At 40.1% G+C, this 17,099-nt stretch carries 17 protein-coding genes and 1 pseudogene; 11 read left to right on the forward strand and 7 right to left on the reverse strand.

Features of this window, described 5'->3' with window-relative positions:
- Positions 1-29: 29 nt before the first annotated feature.
- The 5 genes from IPJ86_03200 to IPJ86_03220 all read right to left on the reverse strand — a co-directional run bounded on the left by IPJ86_03200 (position 30) and on the right by IPJ86_03220 (position 4,775).
- Positions 30-344 carry a hypothetical protein gene (locus IPJ86_03200; GenBank protein ID MBK7886325.1) on the reverse strand — a complete coding sequence of 105 codons (315 nt, stop codon included), beginning with the start codon at positions 342-344 and terminating at the stop codon, positions 30-32.
- A 20-nt stretch (positions 345-364) separates the two neighbouring features.
- The gene (locus tag IPJ86_03205) at positions 365-643 is read right to left on the reverse strand and encodes a hypothetical protein (protein ID MBK7886326.1); all 279 of its coding nucleotides are present in this window, start codon (positions 641-643) and stop codon (positions 365-367) included.
- Positions 619-4,107 (reverse strand): lamin tail domain-containing protein, encoded by a 3,489-nt coding sequence (locus IPJ86_03210; protein MBK7886327.1) that lies wholly within the window; start codon positions 4,105-4,107, stop codon positions 619-621. Before IPJ86_03210 ends, IPJ86_03205 begins: the two co-directional genes overlap by 25 nt.
- Positions 4,088-4,255 carry a hypothetical protein gene (locus IPJ86_03215; GenBank protein ID MBK7886328.1) on the reverse strand — a complete coding sequence of 56 codons (168 nt, stop codon included), beginning with the start codon at positions 4,253-4,255 and terminating at the stop codon, positions 4,088-4,090. Before IPJ86_03215 ends, IPJ86_03210 begins: the two co-directional genes overlap by 20 nt.
- Before the next feature lie 109 nt (positions 4,256-4,364).
- On the reverse strand, positions 4,365-4,775 hold the full coding sequence (locus tag IPJ86_03220) for a hypothetical protein (protein MBK7886329.1): 411 nt from the start codon (positions 4,773-4,775) through the stop codon (positions 4,365-4,367).
- Between the two features lie 368 nt (positions 4,776-5,143).
- Here IPJ86_03220 and IPJ86_03225 point away from each other — a divergent pair, with 368 nt between their 5' ends.
- Positions 5,144-5,518: a DMT family protein gene (locus IPJ86_03225; protein MBK7886330.1), complete on the forward strand. Its 375-nt coding sequence runs from the start codon at positions 5,144-5,146 to the stop codon at positions 5,516-5,518.
- Positions 5,519-5,617: 99 nt separating this feature from the next.
- Here IPJ86_03225 and IPJ86_03230 read toward each other — a convergent pair.
- Both IPJ86_03230 and gmd read right to left on the reverse strand, forming a co-directional pair.
- Positions 5,618-6,559: pseudogene (locus IPJ86_03230) on the reverse strand (GDP-L-fucose synthase).
- Between the two features lie 487 nt (positions 6,560-7,046).
- On the reverse strand, positions 7,047-8,159 hold the full coding sequence (gene gmd, locus IPJ86_03235) for a GDP-mannose 4,6-dehydratase (protein ID MBK7886331.1): 1,113 nt from the start codon (positions 8,157-8,159) through the stop codon (positions 7,047-7,049).
- Positions 8,160-8,611: 452 nt separating this feature from the next.
- On the opposite strand from gmd, the gene IPJ86_03240 reads away from it, so the two are divergent.
- The 10 genes from IPJ86_03240 (at position 8,612) to IPJ86_03285 (ending at position 17,088) form a co-directional block, all read left to right on the forward strand.
- A complete protein-coding gene (locus IPJ86_03240; GenBank protein ID MBK7886332.1) occupies positions 8,612-8,785 on the forward strand; it encodes a hypothetical protein in 174 nt (57 codons plus the stop codon).
- A gap of 27 nt (positions 8,786-8,812) precedes the next feature.
- Positions 8,813-9,184 (forward strand): hypothetical protein, encoded by a 372-nt coding sequence (locus tag IPJ86_03245; protein MBK7886333.1) that lies wholly within the window; start codon positions 8,813-8,815, stop codon positions 9,182-9,184.
- Positions 9,175-9,366 carry a hypothetical protein gene (locus tag IPJ86_03250; GenBank protein ID MBK7886334.1) on the forward strand — a complete coding sequence of 64 codons (192 nt, stop codon included), beginning with the start codon at positions 9,175-9,177 and terminating at the stop codon, positions 9,364-9,366. The genes IPJ86_03245 and IPJ86_03250 overlap by 10 nt, the downstream gene beginning before the upstream one ends.
- Positions 9,341-10,915 carry a polysaccharide biosynthesis tyrosine autokinase gene (locus IPJ86_03255; GenBank protein MBK7886335.1) on the forward strand — a complete coding sequence of 525 codons (1,575 nt, stop codon included), beginning with the start codon at positions 9,341-9,343 and terminating at the stop codon, positions 10,913-10,915. The genes IPJ86_03250 and IPJ86_03255 overlap by 26 nt, the downstream gene beginning before the upstream one ends.
- Positions 10,916-10,938: 23 nt before the next feature.
- The gene (locus tag IPJ86_03260) at positions 10,939-12,759 is read left to right on the forward strand and encodes an ABC transporter ATP-binding protein (GenBank protein MBK7886336.1); all 1,821 of its coding nucleotides are present in this window, start codon (positions 10,939-10,941) and stop codon (positions 12,757-12,759) included.
- A gap of 347 nt (positions 12,760-13,106) precedes the next feature.
- Positions 13,107-14,231 (forward strand): UDP-N-acetylglucosamine 2-epimerase (non-hydrolyzing), encoded by a 1,125-nt coding sequence (gene wecB / locus IPJ86_03265; GenBank protein MBK7886337.1) that lies wholly within the window; start codon positions 13,107-13,109, stop codon positions 14,229-14,231.
- A complete protein-coding gene (locus IPJ86_03270; protein MBK7886338.1) occupies positions 14,228-14,509 on the forward strand; it encodes a hypothetical protein in 282 nt (93 codons plus the stop codon). Before wecB ends, IPJ86_03270 begins: the two co-directional genes overlap by 4 nt.
- On the forward strand, positions 14,503-15,249 hold the full coding sequence (locus IPJ86_03275) for a peptidoglycan bridge formation glycyltransferase FemA/FemB family protein (protein ID MBK7886339.1): 747 nt from the start codon (positions 14,503-14,505) through the stop codon (positions 15,247-15,249). The genes IPJ86_03270 and IPJ86_03275 overlap by 7 nt, the downstream gene beginning before the upstream one ends.
- The gene (locus tag IPJ86_03280; GenBank protein MBK7886340.1) at positions 15,246-16,010 is read left to right on the forward strand and encodes a class I SAM-dependent methyltransferase; all 765 of its coding nucleotides are present in this window, start codon (positions 15,246-15,248) and stop codon (positions 16,008-16,010) included. Before IPJ86_03275 ends, IPJ86_03280 begins: the two co-directional genes overlap by 4 nt.
- 13 nt (positions 16,011-16,023) lie before the next feature.
- Positions 16,024-17,088, forward strand: coding sequence for a hypothetical protein (locus tag IPJ86_03285; GenBank protein ID MBK7886341.1), 1,065 nt, complete (start codon positions 16,024-16,026; stop codon positions 17,086-17,088).
- Positions 17,089-17,099: the final 11 nt, after the last annotated feature.

Below are 17,099 nucleotides of genomic sequence, written 5' to 3' on the forward strand. Positions count from 1 at the left end.
ATCGAAAGCAGCTACATAGAAAGTAGTAGTTACGGCAACGTTTTGAAGTAAATTGGTATCAGGAAGATTTTGAATTGGTGTTCCACCGGTAGGAGTAGTGTACCAACGGTAAGCAATAGCACCGGAACTGTAGATACATCACATAATGCCTGCTGATTTCCACAGTGTGTAGAATCATATCCAATTGGAGCAGGAAGGGTGGTGAACCAGTTAACATTCACTGTGTCAGTTGCTGTACAAATACCATCATTTAAGGTTACTATATATTGTGTTGGAGAAGCTACCGGAGTAACGTTCTCAACACTTCCGGTACCTCCCGGAAGACCAGGAGATATTTGCCACATTGATCGTACCAAGACCTACGTTAAAGGTTCCCAGTTGGTAAGGTTAACTGCACTGGCAACATCCAGTCAGTAGCTGTATTACTGTCGCTAAATGCTGTACGGCGAATACCGGCTGTACTGGATGAAGAAGCAATGTTTCCTGACCACATGGTTGCTGTAACAGCAGGAGTACCTGTACCAACGGGATTAAAAGGAGTTCCACCATTAATAGCAACTACGTCAGAAATATTTCCACCCAGATCACTAATAATGAAGCCCTGAGAAGTAGCAGAACCTACAGATAATAAAGTTGAACCCATAATATCCATTTATCGGCAGCACCACCAGTTCGTGCAAGTGTAAATGTTCCACCCGCAGGAACTGTATTGCCGGCAGGAATAATATATACACCCGCAGTAGTACCGGTTACTTCAAGTCTCCAACCGCTAATATCTACAGGTTGATTGCCGATATTGGTTAATTCAATATAGTCAAATCCGGTGATGCCGGGAGCAGGAGCACCTGCACCAACACTACCTGATTCAAATCCTGAAATTTCAGAGAAAACAATGGAATTAAGATAAGGAGAGGCCACACTCAGGTTAGTACTTGTTCCGGGACAAATCGTTTGATCTACACCGGCAGATAAACCTGCCTGAAGATAGGCATCACGATAGGATTGCGAAGCACTTGTTTCAGCATTGAGGTTCACACTGGCATCTATAGCTGTAACACTATAGGTAACTAATGCGCTACCACTTGCAGGTAGTTGAGCTTCCCAGTTGTTACCGGAAGTATTGGTCATTGGAATACCTACTTGAGCTACTCCGTTTAATGACCAGTTTAATGTAACAGAGGTGAATCCGCTGGCATCAGTAGCAACAGCAAGCACATCATGCGCTACTGCAGCACACCCACCGGTAGACGGTGTAGCTGTTACACTTGAAATAACTGGATTGATATAATCACCGGAAGGGAGGAAGTTACCGGCATCGGCACCAATATCATTTGGTGTGAAGGCGGCACGAACATCTCCGTCAAAGTCATTGACAACACTGGCGATCAACTGACCTGCTTGCTCAGCAGGAACAAGAGCCGGTGGAACCTGAAGGTGAAGATCAGGAGTACCTGCAGCAGGTGCAATGTAATTCGGATTCTCAGAAATAGAATTCAAATCCTGACCTGTCAACGTTCTCCAGTCTGTCATACTGGTTGCGATCGTTGTATTGCGGATACCGGTACGACCACCATTTGCGAAATCAGCAAAGAGGATGTTTTTAGACGCCGTTACATTGATATTCGAATCTAATCCGGTAGCATATTCAAATGCGCCACCGATAGCGGTAGTACGTGCGTTGTAGAATATGTTGTTAATGATTTCATCATTTCCGGAACTTGGACGTGAGGTACGACGGAATGCCCAGGTACTACCTGATGCGACTCCGGATGCAGTTGATGCATTACCACCGATATAAACAGAGTTATGATACACTCTATTGATATTCGCGTTGGCCTTCAAAATACCCTGATAAATCTGAGATTTAGTATTACCATCTCCCAAACTGATCATGTTATTCTGAACAGTAGCAAGTCCACCAAATAAACCAATACCATTGTAAGTTACTTTGGCCGTATCCGTCGCAGTAAGGGTAAGGTCACCGATGTCATATATATTGTTACGTTGGATCAGATAATTAAATCCTGTGGTTGTTGAACCGGTAAAACTGATACCGTTTACAATCACCAATGAAGAATCAGAGTTGATCTTCAAATTACGAACCGTATTCTGATCGATATTCACTTCAGTTCCGGCAACCGGTGCTGTGGTTGAGGTATGAGAGATACCTGCCAGATGCGCTACGGTTGTTCCGCCAACATTTTTCGAATTCGTTGTCAGTGTATGAACAGTATTTCCACTGATGGTATTGATACCTGTTGTAGTATGAATACCATAAACAACACCTGCAGAACTCCGTGTTGGTACACTCAGGTTCTGTACCGTATTATTACTAATAGTCATACGTGTAGAACCGGTATTTAAAATACCAATTACCGAGAAGTTAACTGTAGTTGTAAACCCTGCATTTAATGCACTACCACTTCTCATACTGTTAGCAACGCTTGTTCCGCCGATCGTATTTCCACTGATCGTACGGCTACTGGTTGGAACTGTTAAAGTAGTTGTTCCCTGATTGAAGATACCGCATACAGTACCGCCTATTGCAGCTGCATTGGCGAAAGCTGCCGTAATACCATTAAACCCGAGACCACCGATATTGTTGTTGGATATAGTAATGGTAGATGCCGAAGCGGCTCCCTGAGCTATACCAATCACATTGGCAGTGGTGGCTGATCCACCGGTTGCTGTTCCACGAACCAGAATATTATCTGTTCCTGTCATAGAACCTACAGTATTTCCGGTAATATTGGCACCACCTGCATTTAACCAGATTCCACAGAACGGAGCACCTGATCCCGTACCTGCGCTGCTGGTCGCAATATTAAAATTCGCTACTTGATTTCCACTGATTGTACTGACAGGGCTAATGGCCACATTCAGATCCATACCAAAGAAACGGTTGGCAATTGCAGTTGCAGCCCATGCCATAGAATAAGTTCCGGTTCCGGCTGAGGTAGCATAACCGATAATATTATTGGTGATCGTAAATGAACCAAGTGTATTGCTGGCAACAATTCCTTTGTGAATATTACCGGTAGTATAGTTTCTGGCCGCATCCTGATAAATACGGTTGCCGGTAATAGTCCAGTTATTGTTTAAGTTAATCAGATTTATACCTACAGTTGCTGAAGTTGCGCTGAAAAAATTATATACACGGCAATTACTAATCGTGTTGTTGTCATTTACTGCACCTGTTGTATTTCCCGAGGCCATAAATCCATTCACAGGGAATAACCCTGGTGCTTCATGAAAATCACAATTGTCAAATGTATTGTTATCATTTCCTGCTCCACCTACAATGGTAGAACCACCCATAAATACAACTGCATTATTTGTTGCGCTTGATACACCCCTGAAGTTAATATAACTAAAATTGTTATTAGAAGATTCTTGAAGAATTCTGATCTCACTTCCGGTAAGAACCGTAATCTGAATAGTTAGTTCAGATACAGCACCCACTCCACCCGGACGACCATCAATTGTTAAATACTCTGTTAAAGAATCTACAACTGTAGTCCATGTATTAGCACTGGTTATACTTAAAGCAACTGCACCCGCTTCCGGACGAATAGTAACTGTCTTACCTGCTAATGTACCTAAAGCGCCGGTCCAGATCGGGAAAGTTTCTCCACCGCTGGTATAAGCAGCCTGAAGTTCCAGAATAGCAGAACAACTTAATCCATTTGTACGAATATCATTCAATGCCGCAGTAAGAGTAGCATATGTACCAGTAGGACCTACAGTATATGCACCGCATAAAGTACCTGCGGCCGTAGCCTGACTACCATTTAATGCCGGATTACTCACCTGACCTTCGCTAAAGCTACGAATATTCCAGTAATACGTCTGACCTGCTGATAAACCTGTTGCCACATAAGATATGGTGTTAGCAGGTAATGTAGCAACGGTAGTATATGTTATTCCATCGAGAGATCTTTCTACTCTATAACCAATTTCACCTGTAGCATCTGTCCAGTTCAAGGTCATGCTATTAACAGTAACAGCAGAAAAACTCAAACCGGTTGGGGATGCCGGAGCAACAGGGGGAGTAAAAGAGTAAATCTGCCCTGTAGCAGGACGTGCATTAATAGTATTTGTCTCCACTTGAAGAAACTGTAGGAGTAGTCGTCACATGAATCAATGAAAGGAAATTACCGGCACCGGTCCAAGAGTCAGCCAGTCCTACTGATGCAGACGAGCTGAAGGTTTGGTTCCTGACGATAAATAAACTCAATTTTACCATCTGCTTCATATAAATTTACCTGCAATGAAATAATAGCACTGCAGGTCCAATGGAAACTCTCCAATTCAACATTCAAAGGTAAATACTCTGTTACCCGGAGCACCGGTAGTGATATAAGTTAGCTGCACCCACTGTTCCTGCTAATATCATCCCAAGAGGGGCGATAATTGGCCTGCCTGCCCCGGTACGTTAAATCATTCGTCAAACTGGCATTTGCAGCACCAAATGATAGTATACCATTTGAACTTGCGAACAAGCTGGTATAGGCTTGCCCCATATAAATGAAGTTGAAGCCAATCGGTAGAGCACCGGAGGCAGCGTCATCTACCAGAATAGCGGGAACCGAAGTTCCGCCACTGACCGGCGTAAACGTACCACTTGATGCAGCGAAAGTATAGTTCGTAATGCTTTGCGCATTCAAACTATGCTTTGCTCCGAATAACGTTAACAGGAATATCCCTGCTAACATAAACCACCAACGGCGTAATCCCGTTGATGATCTTCCTCGAAGATTGTAGTTGTTTGTCATTTTGTTTATTTTGATTAGATTATTTTCCAGAGAAGAAAATGGTATAAAAACGAAGTTCCTGCGCATCACGATCAAAGTGCGCAGTAATAAAGGAAGAAAGAATTGAGAGTAGAAGTTTTTAATCATGATAGTTATTGACCGGTTCTGAGCGTGTATATTTTCGGTTTAACCCGAAATCCCGGCATCATTTCGCGAAAATGATGTAGAGCATTAATACTATTTCAGAGAATTTCCTTTTCAGGATTGTTACCGCAATTTATGACTATCCAATACACCATGCAAGTTTTTTGTAAAATTTCACCCACAAAAAGGAATAGTTGGCAAATTTGTAGCTGAAAATCAATCAATAAAAGAATAAACAAAAAGCGATGAAGACTGTTTATACCCTCTTATTACTGTCAGGTTCGAACATTTTTATGAATCTGGCATGGTACGGACACCTGAAATTTAAAGATTTCGGCCATTTCAAACATTCCGGACTTTGGGTGATCATTTTGGTCAGCTGGGGCCTGGCCTTCTTTGAATATTGCCTCCAAGTACCGGCTAATCGTATTGGTTATCAGCTAAATGGGGGACCATTCAGTTTGATGGAACTAAAAATCCTGCAGGAAATCATCACGTTAGTAGTTTTTACCGTGTTTGCACTGGTCTTTTTTAAAAGCGAAACCTTAAAATGGAATCATGTAGCCGCGTTCATATGTTTGGTGATGGCGGTGTATTTTGTGTTTTATAAAAAGGCTTGATTTACGAGATAATAAATATAACGTTGATGTGTATACGAAGGACAGGTCGCGATATCTGTAATGACAGGTCGCGACCTGTCCGTACAGATATCGATGAAATCAACGTTCAAAATTCCAGTTTCGGGCCGTTAGCTCATCGATGATGGATTGGATGCCGTCCCGAAGATTAATTTCATGTTTCCAGCCCAGTTGATGGAGTTTGGAAACATCCAAAAGTTTGCGTGGCGTTCCATCCGGTTTATCGGTATTAAAAACGAGTTGGCCGCGGTAGCCGACCAATTCCATAACCAGCTCTGCGAGTTGTTTGATGGTGACATCTTCACCCGTCCCCACGTTGACATGCTGATCACCGCTGTAGTTGTTCATTAAAAAGAGACAAGCATCCGCCAGATCATCCACATGTAAAAACTCACGCATGGGAGCACCCGTTCCCCAGATTTCCACCGCTTCACTCTTCTTTTCTTTGGCTTCATGAAATTTCCGGATTAATGCCGGCAGAACATGAGAGTTATTTAAATCATAATTATCATTGGGCCCATATAAATTAGTAGGCATCGCAGCAATCATATCTACACCATATTGCCTGCGGTACGCTTCGCATAACTTGAGTCCGGCAATTTTTGCTATTGCATAGGGCTCATTGGTTTGTTCCAGATAACCGCTTAACAAGTAATCCTCTTTAATAGGCTGCGGACATAATTTTGGATAAATACATGAGGATCCTAAAAAACAGGAGCTTCTTCACCCCGTTCCGCCAGGCCGCATGCACCACATTATTTTGGATCATCATGTTCTCATAGATGAACTCCCCGCGGTACGTATTGTTGGCTACGATACCTCCCACCTTGGCTGCCGACAAAAAACATAATCCGGCTGATGCTCCTGAAAGAAAGCGTCTACCGCTGCCTGATTGCGCAAATCCAACTCCGAAGATGTTTTCACCAATAGATTTTCAAAACCCCTGGATTTTAACTTTCGCATTATAGCCGACCCTACCATTCCACGGTGGCCTGCGATAAATATTTTTGATTCCCTTTGCATTTTATCTACTATTTAACTTTGTCGTTCAAACAAACTTTTCAATTTGAAAATTTGAAGATGGTTGATTTGAAGATGTGTTAATTTGAAGATGTGTTAATTTGAAGATGTGTTAATTTGAAGATGTGTTAATTTGAAGATGTGTTAATTTGAAGATGTGTTAATTTGAAGATGTGTTAATTTGAAGATGTGTTATTGGATGATGTGTTATTGGATGATGGATGATTGCTTGATGGATGATGGACAATTGGATGCTATGCTGGATGTTCTGATGATGGATGATGTATAATCTGATAGTGTATGATCTCTATATTAGGAAACAGATTCATTAGGTACCGATACTCGTGATCATGATCCTTGGTTCTAAGAATCAACCCCTTTTCAAACCTTTCTCCCGATATGGAGATCTTCCCATCTTCAAATCTTTCACAAGGCTTCACTCGCGACAAATCTTCCCATCTTCAAATTAACACATCTTCAAATTTTCAAATTATTCATGGTAATTCATTACGGAATGCCCCCCTTCTTTGAGGTATCGGTCTCGTTTGAAGAGCTCGAGATCAGCAGCGACCATTTCTTTAACGATCATCGGCAAATCGTATTTTGGTCTCCAGTTGAGTTGAGTTTTGGCTTTTGTCGGATCCCCGATCAGCAATTCCACTTCAGCAGGGCGATAATAGCGCTTATCTATATTCACGACCTCTTGTCCGGGTTTCACGGCATATTCGGTTTGTGTAATTGTTTTCACTGTTGCGATTTCATTTTCTTCCTTTCCTGTCCATTCGAGTTCTATACCCAATTCACGAAAGGCCATACTTATAAAATCTCTTACGGAAGTGGTAATCCCTGTCGCTATCACATAATCTTCAGGTTTATCTTGTTGGAGCATCAAGTACATGGCTTCCACATAATCTTTGGCATGACCCCAATCCCGTTTTGCATCGAGATTTCCCATAAACACTTTATCCTGCAAGCCGAGTGCGATTCGGGCTACGGCACGTGTAATTTTTCTGGTAACGAAAGTCTCCCCGCTGAGTGGAGATTCATGGTTAAATAAAATGCCGTTCACTGCATACATATTATAGGACTCGCGGTAATTGATAAAAATCCAATAAGCGTATAGTTTTGCTACGGCATAAGGTGATCGGGGATAAAACGGAGTCGTTTCCCGTTGAGGAATTTCCTGTACCAAACCATATAGTTCTGATGTAGATGCCTGATAAATCCGGCAACGATCGGTCATATTTAACATGCGAACCGCCTCTAAAATCCTCAAAGCACCGAGACCATCGGCATTTGCAGTATACTCCGGAGAGCTAAAACTCACATGGACATGCGACATGGCGCCGAGGTTATAAATTTCGTCCGGTTGCACTTCGCTGATAATCCGGATGATATTAACGGAGTCGGTTAAATCCCCGTAATGGAGTTTAAATCTGATCCCTTTTTCATGCGGATCTTCATATAAATGATCCACACGCTGGGTATTAAAGAGGGAACTCCGGCGCTTTATGCCGTGAACTTCGTAGCCTTTTTCCAATAAAAGTTCGGCCAGATAGGCGCCATCTTGTCCGGTAATCCCGGTAATAAGTGCTTTTTTCATTCTATTCGATCCGGAATTCCGGTTTTAAATTATTTATACTTCTTTTACCCTGTAGACAGCAAATGAAATTCACACACAATTTACTGTAATACAAGCATTTAAAAGGATTTGTCGTTCAATAACATCATTGCTCTAAAACAAACAAATCCTTCCAATTTCATACGCAGGAAGGAGAAATCTTGTTTCAACTAGTAAAATTATATGTAAAATAATTGCTTTAGGGTATATTTCCCTGGTATTTTGATGAATTTATACAGCCGTCTAATGAATTTATTACATCTTTCACAGTATTACACTATTTTAACAAAGCGATCCCATTGAATAGTAGTACTTTTGTGAGCTAAAAAAATTAATTTCTAAGTTTTACGTTTAACAGCGGTTTGGCGCTAACAAAAAACAATCTTCCACGTAGAAAGTAGAATTATTAACAGACACTATATACCCGAATAAGCATGGAAAAGAAAATGGTCGGAAATAACAACCTGATCGATCAAAAAGACCTGAAGCGGACACTGTCCACTATTGGTAAAAATTGGTACTGGTTTATTCTGTTTTTGGGTTTAAGTTTAGCAGGATCTGTTTTTTATTTATACAAGGCCACTAAATTTTACGGGGTTACCACTTAGATTTTAATTAAAGCGCAAAAAGATCCTTTGAAAGCTGCTTTGCTGGAATCCATGCCTACCAAACCTTCCGATCAAGACCTTACCAATGAAATTCTGATTCTTTCATCGACAAAAATGGTAGATGAGACTGTTAAGAAACTGGGATTAGACATTTCCTATTATATAGAAGGAAGGATAAAAACAGGAGAAGTTTATAAGGGAACACCCTTCGAAGTACAGGGAAAATTACTCGATTATAGTTTCTATGAAACTCCCATCAGTCTGAAAATTATAAATCAAAAACGTTTTTCATGGGAGATTAACACTGAAGAATACACTAAAAGGAGAGGCAAATTTTGGAGACCCTGTTGTTACTTCAAAATTCTCCTTTCTTGTGACTCCAGACTCCAATGTATTTAAAAAACAATCCGAGAATCAATGAAATCAATTATCAATTCAGGTTTCATGATCATAAGGAGTTAGTCAGTAAATACAAAAAGCGGCTGGTAATTGAGCCCATTCCGGATGCCTCTGCCATAAGCATTTCATTGGAAGATGAGGTGATGGAAAAAGCCGTTGATTTCCTTAACACCACTAGTTAATATTTACATTGAAAACAGTATCTCTGTAAATAAACAGGTCAATGAAAACACATTGGCATTCATTGATGCACAGCTTTCACAGGTAGAAAATCAATTGAACGGAATTGAAAGTAATCTCGAACAATATCAAAAAGACAAAACAACTTTTAATCTTGGAGGAGAACAAAGTGTATTGTTCCAGCGCTCTGTTGATTTTGAAACGGAAAGAGCCAGAATGGGAATTCAGTTAAAGTCAATTGATAATATGTATGAGTATTTGAATTCGAGCGAATCAGACTTAGCCATTTCTCCTGCAGTATTGGCGCAACAAAATGATCCGTCTTTATCATCAGCCTTCACTGAACTTTTCGCGTTACAACAGAAAAGAACCAACTTGCTTTTCAGCAATACGCCAAGCAGTCCACTGGTGAAGCAAACCGATGATCAGATTTCATCCGTGAAACAAAACATCATGAGTTTGATTTTAAACATTCGTAAAAAACTTACCAATGACATCAATAGTTTAAGCAGCCAGCTAAACGAGTATGAGGTAACGATGCGACAGATGCCTACTACACAGCGAGGGATAGTAAATATCAGCCGTAACGTAGAAATTTATTCTAAAATTTATGAGTTCCTGTTAGAGACAAAAGCGCAAACTGTTATTTCGAAAGCAGCCATCGTAGCTGACAAAATCATTTTGGAACCGGCCTACTTCAATGGTAATGTTCGACCATTGAGCATGCAGACCATTGCCGGTGGATTTGGACTGGGCATCGCATTATCCTTCTTGTTAGTCTTTATCAAGGGAATGTTTTACAATTATATTAACACAAAAGATGAGTTAAAAGATATAACGGATTTAACCATCATCGGAGTTATCGGAAAGAGCAAGGAAGCCGGGGACGAATATCTTGTGGTAGATAAATTTCCACAGTCACAGATCGCCGAAGCCTTCAGAGTCATTCGAACCAATCTCAGTTATTTTGCACCCAAGGTAAAAAGTAAAATTCTCCTGGTCACTTCTTCTGTGGCGGGAGAAGGAAAGACTTTTTGTGCTGTAAACATTGCCACCACTCTGGCCAAGGCTAAAAAGAAAGTCATTCTGGTGGATCTTGATTTGCACAAGCCCAAACAAGCTAATGCCTTCAATTTACATAACGATGTGGGGATTACTTCCTATGTAGTAGGAAAAGCAAATCTCAATCAGATTATTAAGGATACGGCCATAGAGAATTTACAAATCATACTAACGGGACCGCGTACACCTAATGCATCTGAGCTGATTGTTGATCCGATGATGGATAAATTACTGGAAGAGCTGAAGAATATATATGAATATATTATCATTGACACGCCTCCTGTTGGATTGTTGTCCGATGCATTAGTCTTCATGAAGCATGCTGATTTGAATTTATATGTGTTGAAAGCGGGATACTCAAAACGAGATTTCGTTGATATTGCACATCAGATCACTGAAAAGAACGACATTAAGCATATCAGTTTTATATTGAACAATGTAAATGCTAAAAACATTCCGGCCGGCTACGGTGGCGGATATTATGCATAGATTATCTATAGCAGAGCACGGCAATGGAAGGATTTAAGGCATTTAATAAAAAGGAGAAGACCACTTCAGATACTGGAGCAAAAGATGCATTAAGGATAGTCATTAACAGCCTTAGAATGCATCTCGATGCTTCTCAGCATCGTAGAACGTTTCTCATTATTATACTCACCTTTTTATCTGCGGTGATGGATGTTTTTGGTCTTGCCTCCATATTACCATTAATAAAGCTGACCACCACTCCAAGTGCTATTCATACCAATCCCTATCTCAGTTATATTTATGAGCAGCTTCACTTTTCCAGTGATAAATCGTTTCTGCTCTTCACTATTTTATTTGTACTTGCTTTCTTCATCGGGAAAAGTATTTTCGGAATTTTTGTCAATTACCTTCAGACAAAATTCGGTGCTCAACTCGCTTACAATATAACACGAAGACAATTCAATAAACATTTTAATCTCGACTACCACAATTTTTCAGGTTTAAAGAGCAGTCAAATCGTACACCATATACTTAACAATCCTCTGTCATATGTTACCTGGGTAGTGATGCCTTTAATAATGCTTATATCAGAAAGCTTCATCCTTTTACTCATTGTAGTGGGTATAGCCTGGTATGACATCGCTCTTTTCCTGTTTATAGCTGCAGTGATCGGGCCTTCCACCTGGATGGTATATCACTTACTTCAAAACCGGGTCACTTATATTGGTTCAGAAATGAACCGACTTCATCCACTATCACTCGGCTCGTTGACACAAACCATTACCGGATATGTCGATATTAAACTGGCAAATAAGGAATCGTATTATCGTGACATTTTTTTAAAGTCGCAGAAACGCTACCATGATTTAAACATGTCATCTTATCTGCCCAATTTAATTCCCCTTCGTGCAAATGAACTGGTGGCATTGCTGGGTGTGGTATTGATATTTATCTATGCCATATTTTTAACGGACAACAGTGAAGGAGCTATCCTGATGGTGAGTTTATTTGCTGCAGCGGCGTACCGATTAATGCCGTCATTAAACCGAATTGTAAGCTCCTTAATGTCTATTCGCAAAAACATGACGGCTTTAACCAACTTATCGATTTACCCTGAACTTGATTTTGAGATGCCGGTCAATCAAACTGCCGAGCCACTTCCGTTCAGCAATACCATTGAAATAAAAGATTTGAGTTTTAAGTTTCCTAACGCTGAGCATGCTGTATTGAAAAATATAAATATGACCATTAAAAAGGGAGAGAAAATTGGAATTGTTGGTGCTTCCGGCTCCGGCAAGACCACCTTAATGAACATTCTCCTCCGTTTTCATGAAGAGCAACAGGGTCATATTTCCATTGATGACACTATCATCAACAAAGAGAATACTTCGAGCTGGCGTGGCATGATGGGCTATGTGAAGCAGGATATTTTTTTACTGGATGCCAGTATTAGAGACAATATAACTTTTGGAGATGATCCGGTTGATGAAAATCGATTAAATCAGGCTATACGTTTTGCTTCGCTCGAACAATTGGTGAAATCACTTCCTGACGGGGCAAACACCATCATCGGTGAACGTGGATCACGCATTTCAGGTGGTCAACGTCAGCGAATAAGCATAGCGAGATCCCTCTATCGGAATGCAAGCATTTTAATTTTTGACGAAGCCACCTCCGCACTTGACAACCAAACAGAACAGGAAGTAAGTGAAGCTATTGATTCCCTTTCAGAAGTTGACAAAACCATTTTCATTATTGCCCATCGCATCACCACTCTTAAAAACTGTGATCGCATTTATGAACTTACAGACGGTGAAATCACCGGTGTTTATAAATATCAGGAATTGCTTGAAAAAGTATTGTAAGTGTATTCTTTCTTTACAATATAAATTTTTGTACCCTAACACATAACCATTCCGGCACATTTGCGTATAAGTGGATTGAGAGAAGAAACAAATGTGGCATACATTCAAACAATTCGGAAAAACAGAAATAGTGGAATAATAATTGTGATGTTCCAGCCTAAAATTAACCTGATACTATTTTAGGAAAAATGGAAATCAGTTAACTCTTTCAGATCTTTTACCGGTTAACTAAATTATTAGAAATTAAAACAGGGTAATACTATAAAAACAAAAATTACTCCGAACAAAAGTTCACTCCGTCACGGCAGCGACAAACAGATACAAAATTATAATCCAGATAAATATCTATGAATAATCGTATACTTATCGTGGTCGGCACCCGACCCAATTTTATAAAAATCACCCGCTTTAAGAAAGTAAATGAAATGATGGGGCATCCTTTCGATATCCGCTTCGTGCATACCGGACAACATTATGATGATAAAATGGCGGCGGTATTTTTTCAGCAGTTCGAACTGGAGCCTGATTTTTTTCTGAACATTCCGGCTGTTTCAGCCAATACTCAAATGGCTGAGACGATGATAAGACTTGAAAAGGTGGTATTGGATTTTAATCCGCAACTGGTAATGGTTGTAGGCGATGTCAATTCAACTTTTGCCGCAGCATTCACTGCTTATAAATCGGGTTGTAAGGTAGCCCACATAGAAAGTGGTTTAAGAAGCGAGGACCGCAGTATGCCTGAAGAAATTAATCGCATTCTTACTGATGAAATTACCGACTACTTTTTTGTCACTGAACAAAGCGGTATCGACAATCTTATTAAAGAAGGAAAAAAGCAAGATCAGTTATTCTTTGTCGGAAATACCATGATTGATACGCTGGTGGGATTTGAAAGCAAAATCCGGGAATGCAAGGTTTTAGATGAATACCAACTAAAGGCGCAAGAATATGTCCTCATGACCATGCACCGGCCCGCAACAGTTGATCATGAAGAAGGATTATTAAAACTTATTGAAATCATTGAATACATTACAGCAACCTATAAACTGGTTTTCCCCATTCATCCCAGAACACTTTCTAAAATTGAACATTTTGGACTCACAGAAAGGGTAAGATCAAATAACCGGCTGATCTTGACAGATCCATTAGACTATTTTGCCTTTCAGCGACTCACTGCAGATTGCAGGTTTGTAATAACAGACAGCGGCGGCATACAGGAAGAGACGACTTTCAGAAGAGTACCCTGTCTCACTTTACGACCCAATACCGAGCGACCTTCTACAGTGAGTATTGGCACCAATGAGCTGGTACCTTTTGATATAAAAGCTGTACAGGTAAAAATAAATGAGATAATCAGTGGTTCCTACAAGAAAGGTGCAATACCGCCGATGTGGGATGGATATGCGACAGAAAGAATCCTTGAACACTGCAAAAATATACTTCATATTAAAAACGCCGTTCATCAATTATGATTGTTTATAGTTTCACTGACGATCACTATCCAAAACCACCGGAAGGCAGTTTCGGGAAGAGTTGGCCTGTGCAGTATAGCGAAGGATTCTCCTATTTTTACAAGCACTATTACCATCAGTCCATTATTTTTTTATACGATACGAATTGCAAAGCATGGATTCCCTTAGCAACACATACTGCTAAATTTATCAAATTCGGACAAGTACTTCACGCTCCTGTCAGGTTATCCTGCGAGCTGGACAGCAGACAACAGAAGATTTTTTCGAACGCATGTTAAAATTTCTGAAAGCAAAGCGTATCATCCATCGACTACTGCAGCCGCATCCTTCGGGCATTTCCCTGGCTGTTCCGGAAAATTGCAAATCCGTTCAATTTGGAACTTACATTACTGATTTATCTCCGCATCTTACAGAGCAAAATATTCTGGATACTTTTGATCCGAAATATAAAAAAGCCATACAACACAGTATTAAAAATGGTGCCCGTGTTGTATTCGGTCCCCTTTGCTATAATGACTTTTACCGGGTCTATTTACATACCTGCAACCGAAATCAGTTGCATATTGATCCGGAAAAATACTTTGACAAAATGAGAAAATTACTGGGTCCTCAGGGAACAGAAACAGCGGTAGTTTATGATCACCAAAAACCCATTGGAGGTATATTCATAATTCACAGCGAATATGCCGCGCTTTGTACGCACGCCGGTTCAGACGGGCCATCCCCTTTATATGGAGCCATGAAATATCTCCACTTCGAAATGATGAAGCACTTGCAATCAAAAGGAGTGCACCAATATGATCTTGTGGGAGTGCGGATAGGGTGTAATGATCCTGCTCTGGAGGGAATTTTTAAATTCAAAAAAGGCTTTGGAGGAACATTAAAAGAAGGATACCTGTGGAAAACTGATCTTCAACCCAGCCCACTCATCTTATATGACTGGATCCAACGCATCAGAAATATTAACCTGCATGGAGACATCATCGACAAGGAAACTATTTATCAAATTCAACCATGAAATCTAAAATTTTCTTTGGCTTAACCAATAATATTGTAATGAACAATCTTCTGATTCGTTTAGGATTAGATGGTATGTTCACTTCAAAATTTGGTATTTATAAAAGAGTCGTTTTAGATGAGACATTGACGCCACGCGAAATGGCGGGTTTTACTGCAAATCCTGAGATACAAAACGCTTTAGATACTATTCATTCTAAACTTGGTAATACGGTTCAAAATCATTTGAAAAAAGGAGATGCCGTACTTGATATTGGCTGTGGACCGGGCACCTATCTGAAGGATTTTGAAAAAGACTATAAAATTACCGGCATCGATTTGAACATACAGATGATTAATAAAGCCCGTGAAAACTTAAAAGGGGTGGAATTGATTCATCAGGATTTTCTTACTCATAAATTTACTAAAAAGTACAATTTCATTTACAGCATCTCTGTATTGGAATTTATTCCACCGGGGCAACTACGTAGATTCTTCAGAAAAGCACATACTATATTAGAAGATAATGGTGTCATCTTCTTTTTATATCCTCATGCACTACGTTTGAAGGACGTGATGTATCCCGATCTCTATTATATTGAATATTCGCCAAGAAGAATTGAATCCGCAGTGAAAAACTTATTTGAAATAATCAGTCATAAACATGCCTTTGACGAACGACAGGTAGACTTATATGATAAGCACCCTTATAATCCCGGGGAGCGAATATTCAAAAACGGATATATCCTGATTGCACGTAAAAAAGTAAGTCCGAAAGTGTAATTTTGTTCCGACTATGAAAAAAAGAAACCTGCTTATTACATTTGATTACGAATTATTTCTGGGCTCCCGGAGCGGCAGACCGGAAAACTGTGTAATACAGCCCACCCAACTTTTGGATAAAGTCCTCACTTCCTTCAAAACAAAAGGCGTTTTTTTTGTTGATACTACTTATCTATTAAAGTTACGGGAACTATCAGCAAAACATCCATCCTGCGCTGAAGATTTAAAATTAATTTCAAAACAACTCGTGACTTTACTTGATAATGGCCATTATGTTTTTCCTCATATACATCCACATTGGCTGGATGCCATTTACCTGCCGCAACAACGGGAATTTGATTTAAGTAACGTTCAAAAATACCGTTTCCATTATTTGAGTCAAGAGGAAAAACAAAAAGTATTTAACGGATCAATGGAGGTGCTGCAAGAAATTCTTCTCCGTAATCATCCACACTACAAAATCAATGCTTTTAGGGCAGGTGGTTGGTGTATTCAACCCTTCAGTGATTTCAGGCCTTTCTTTGAGAAGCACCGTATTGAATACGATATGAGCGTCATTAGTGGCTTGTATCAGTTTTCTACAGCACAGCAATTCGACTTTACAGAAGCCCCAAGAAAACCTGTTTATCGATTCATGCAGGAAGTGAGTAAGGAAGACACCAACGGAAGTTTTATTCAGCTATGCGGATCTGTTATAGATATGCCTCAAAATACCGACTTGCTTCACCGGATACATCGCAAAGTCATTAACCGTACCGGACAAGGCCGTGAATATGGCTCCGGTCAGGGACAGACACCGGCTATAGTTTCATCGATGAAACCAGTTTCATCATCAGGATATGACATCAATGAGAAAGGGCGCGAATTTGCTTCACTGGAAAAACTTGGTCTTTTCAAACTGCCCGCATACCTTCATCACCTGAAGCATCATAATTATTTGCATTTAATTTCGCATCCAAAAATGATCAACCGCCATCAAATATATATTCTTAGAAAAATGCTGGAGTCTGCCTACCGTAACGATCATCCTGAAACCGACTATATGAATATCGCTTCAAGTTATGTTAGCTTAAATTAATACTATTCAAA

It is taken from the genome of Bacteroidota bacterium, assembly GCA_016713925.1.
Taxonomy (GTDB): Bacteria; Bacteroidota; Bacteroidia; order AKYH767-A; family OLB10; genus JAJTFW01.

Excerpts from the sequence above, each read along its gene's own strand:
- wecB (MBK7886337.1), top strand. The coding sequence starts at position 13,107 with ATGAATAATCGTATACTTATCGTGGTCGGCACCCGACCCAATTTTATA.
- IPJ86_03240 (MBK7886332.1), top strand. The coding sequence starts at position 8,612 with ATGGAAAAGAAAATGGTCGGAAATAACAACCTGATCGATCAAAAAGAC.
- IPJ86_03280 (MBK7886340.1), top strand. The coding sequence starts at position 15,246 with ATGAAATCTAAAATTTTCTTTGGCTTAACCAATAATATTGTAATGAAC.
- gmd (MBK7886331.1), bottom strand. The coding sequence starts at position 8,159 with ATGAAAAAAGCACTTATTACCGGGATTACCGGACAAGATGGCGCCTAT.
- IPJ86_03220 (MBK7886329.1), bottom strand. The coding sequence starts at position 4,775 with ATGACAAACAACTACAATCTTCGAGGAAGATCATCAACGGGATTACGC.
- IPJ86_03215 (MBK7886328.1), bottom strand. The coding sequence starts at position 4,255 with ATGAAGCAGATGGTAAAATTGAGTTTATTTATCGTCAGGAACCAAACC.
- IPJ86_03200 (MBK7886325.1), bottom strand. The coding sequence starts at position 344 with ATGTGGCAAATATCTCCTGGTCTTCCGGGAGGTACCGGAAGTGTTGAG.
- IPJ86_03285 (MBK7886341.1), top strand. The coding sequence starts at position 16,024 with ATGAAAAAAAGAAACCTGCTTATTACATTTGATTACGAATTATTTCTG.
- IPJ86_03260 (MBK7886336.1), top strand. The coding sequence starts at position 10,939 with ATGGAAGGATTTAAGGCATTTAATAAAAAGGAGAAGACCACTTCAGAT.
- IPJ86_03205 (MBK7886326.1), bottom strand. The coding sequence starts at position 643 with ATGGGTTCAACTTTATTATCTGTAGGTTCTGCTACTTCTCAGGGCTTC.
- IPJ86_03225 (MBK7886330.1), top strand. The coding sequence starts at position 5,144 with ATGAAGACTGTTTATACCCTCTTATTACTGTCAGGTTCGAACATTTTT.
- IPJ86_03250 (MBK7886334.1), top strand. The coding sequence starts at position 9,175 with ATGTATTTAAAAAACAATCCGAGAATCAATGAAATCAATTATCAATTC.
- IPJ86_03270 (MBK7886338.1), top strand. The coding sequence starts at position 14,228 with ATGATTGTTTATAGTTTCACTGACGATCACTATCCAAAACCACCGGAA.
- IPJ86_03275 (MBK7886339.1), top strand. The coding sequence starts at position 14,503 with ATGTTAAAATTTCTGAAAGCAAAGCGTATCATCCATCGACTACTGCAG.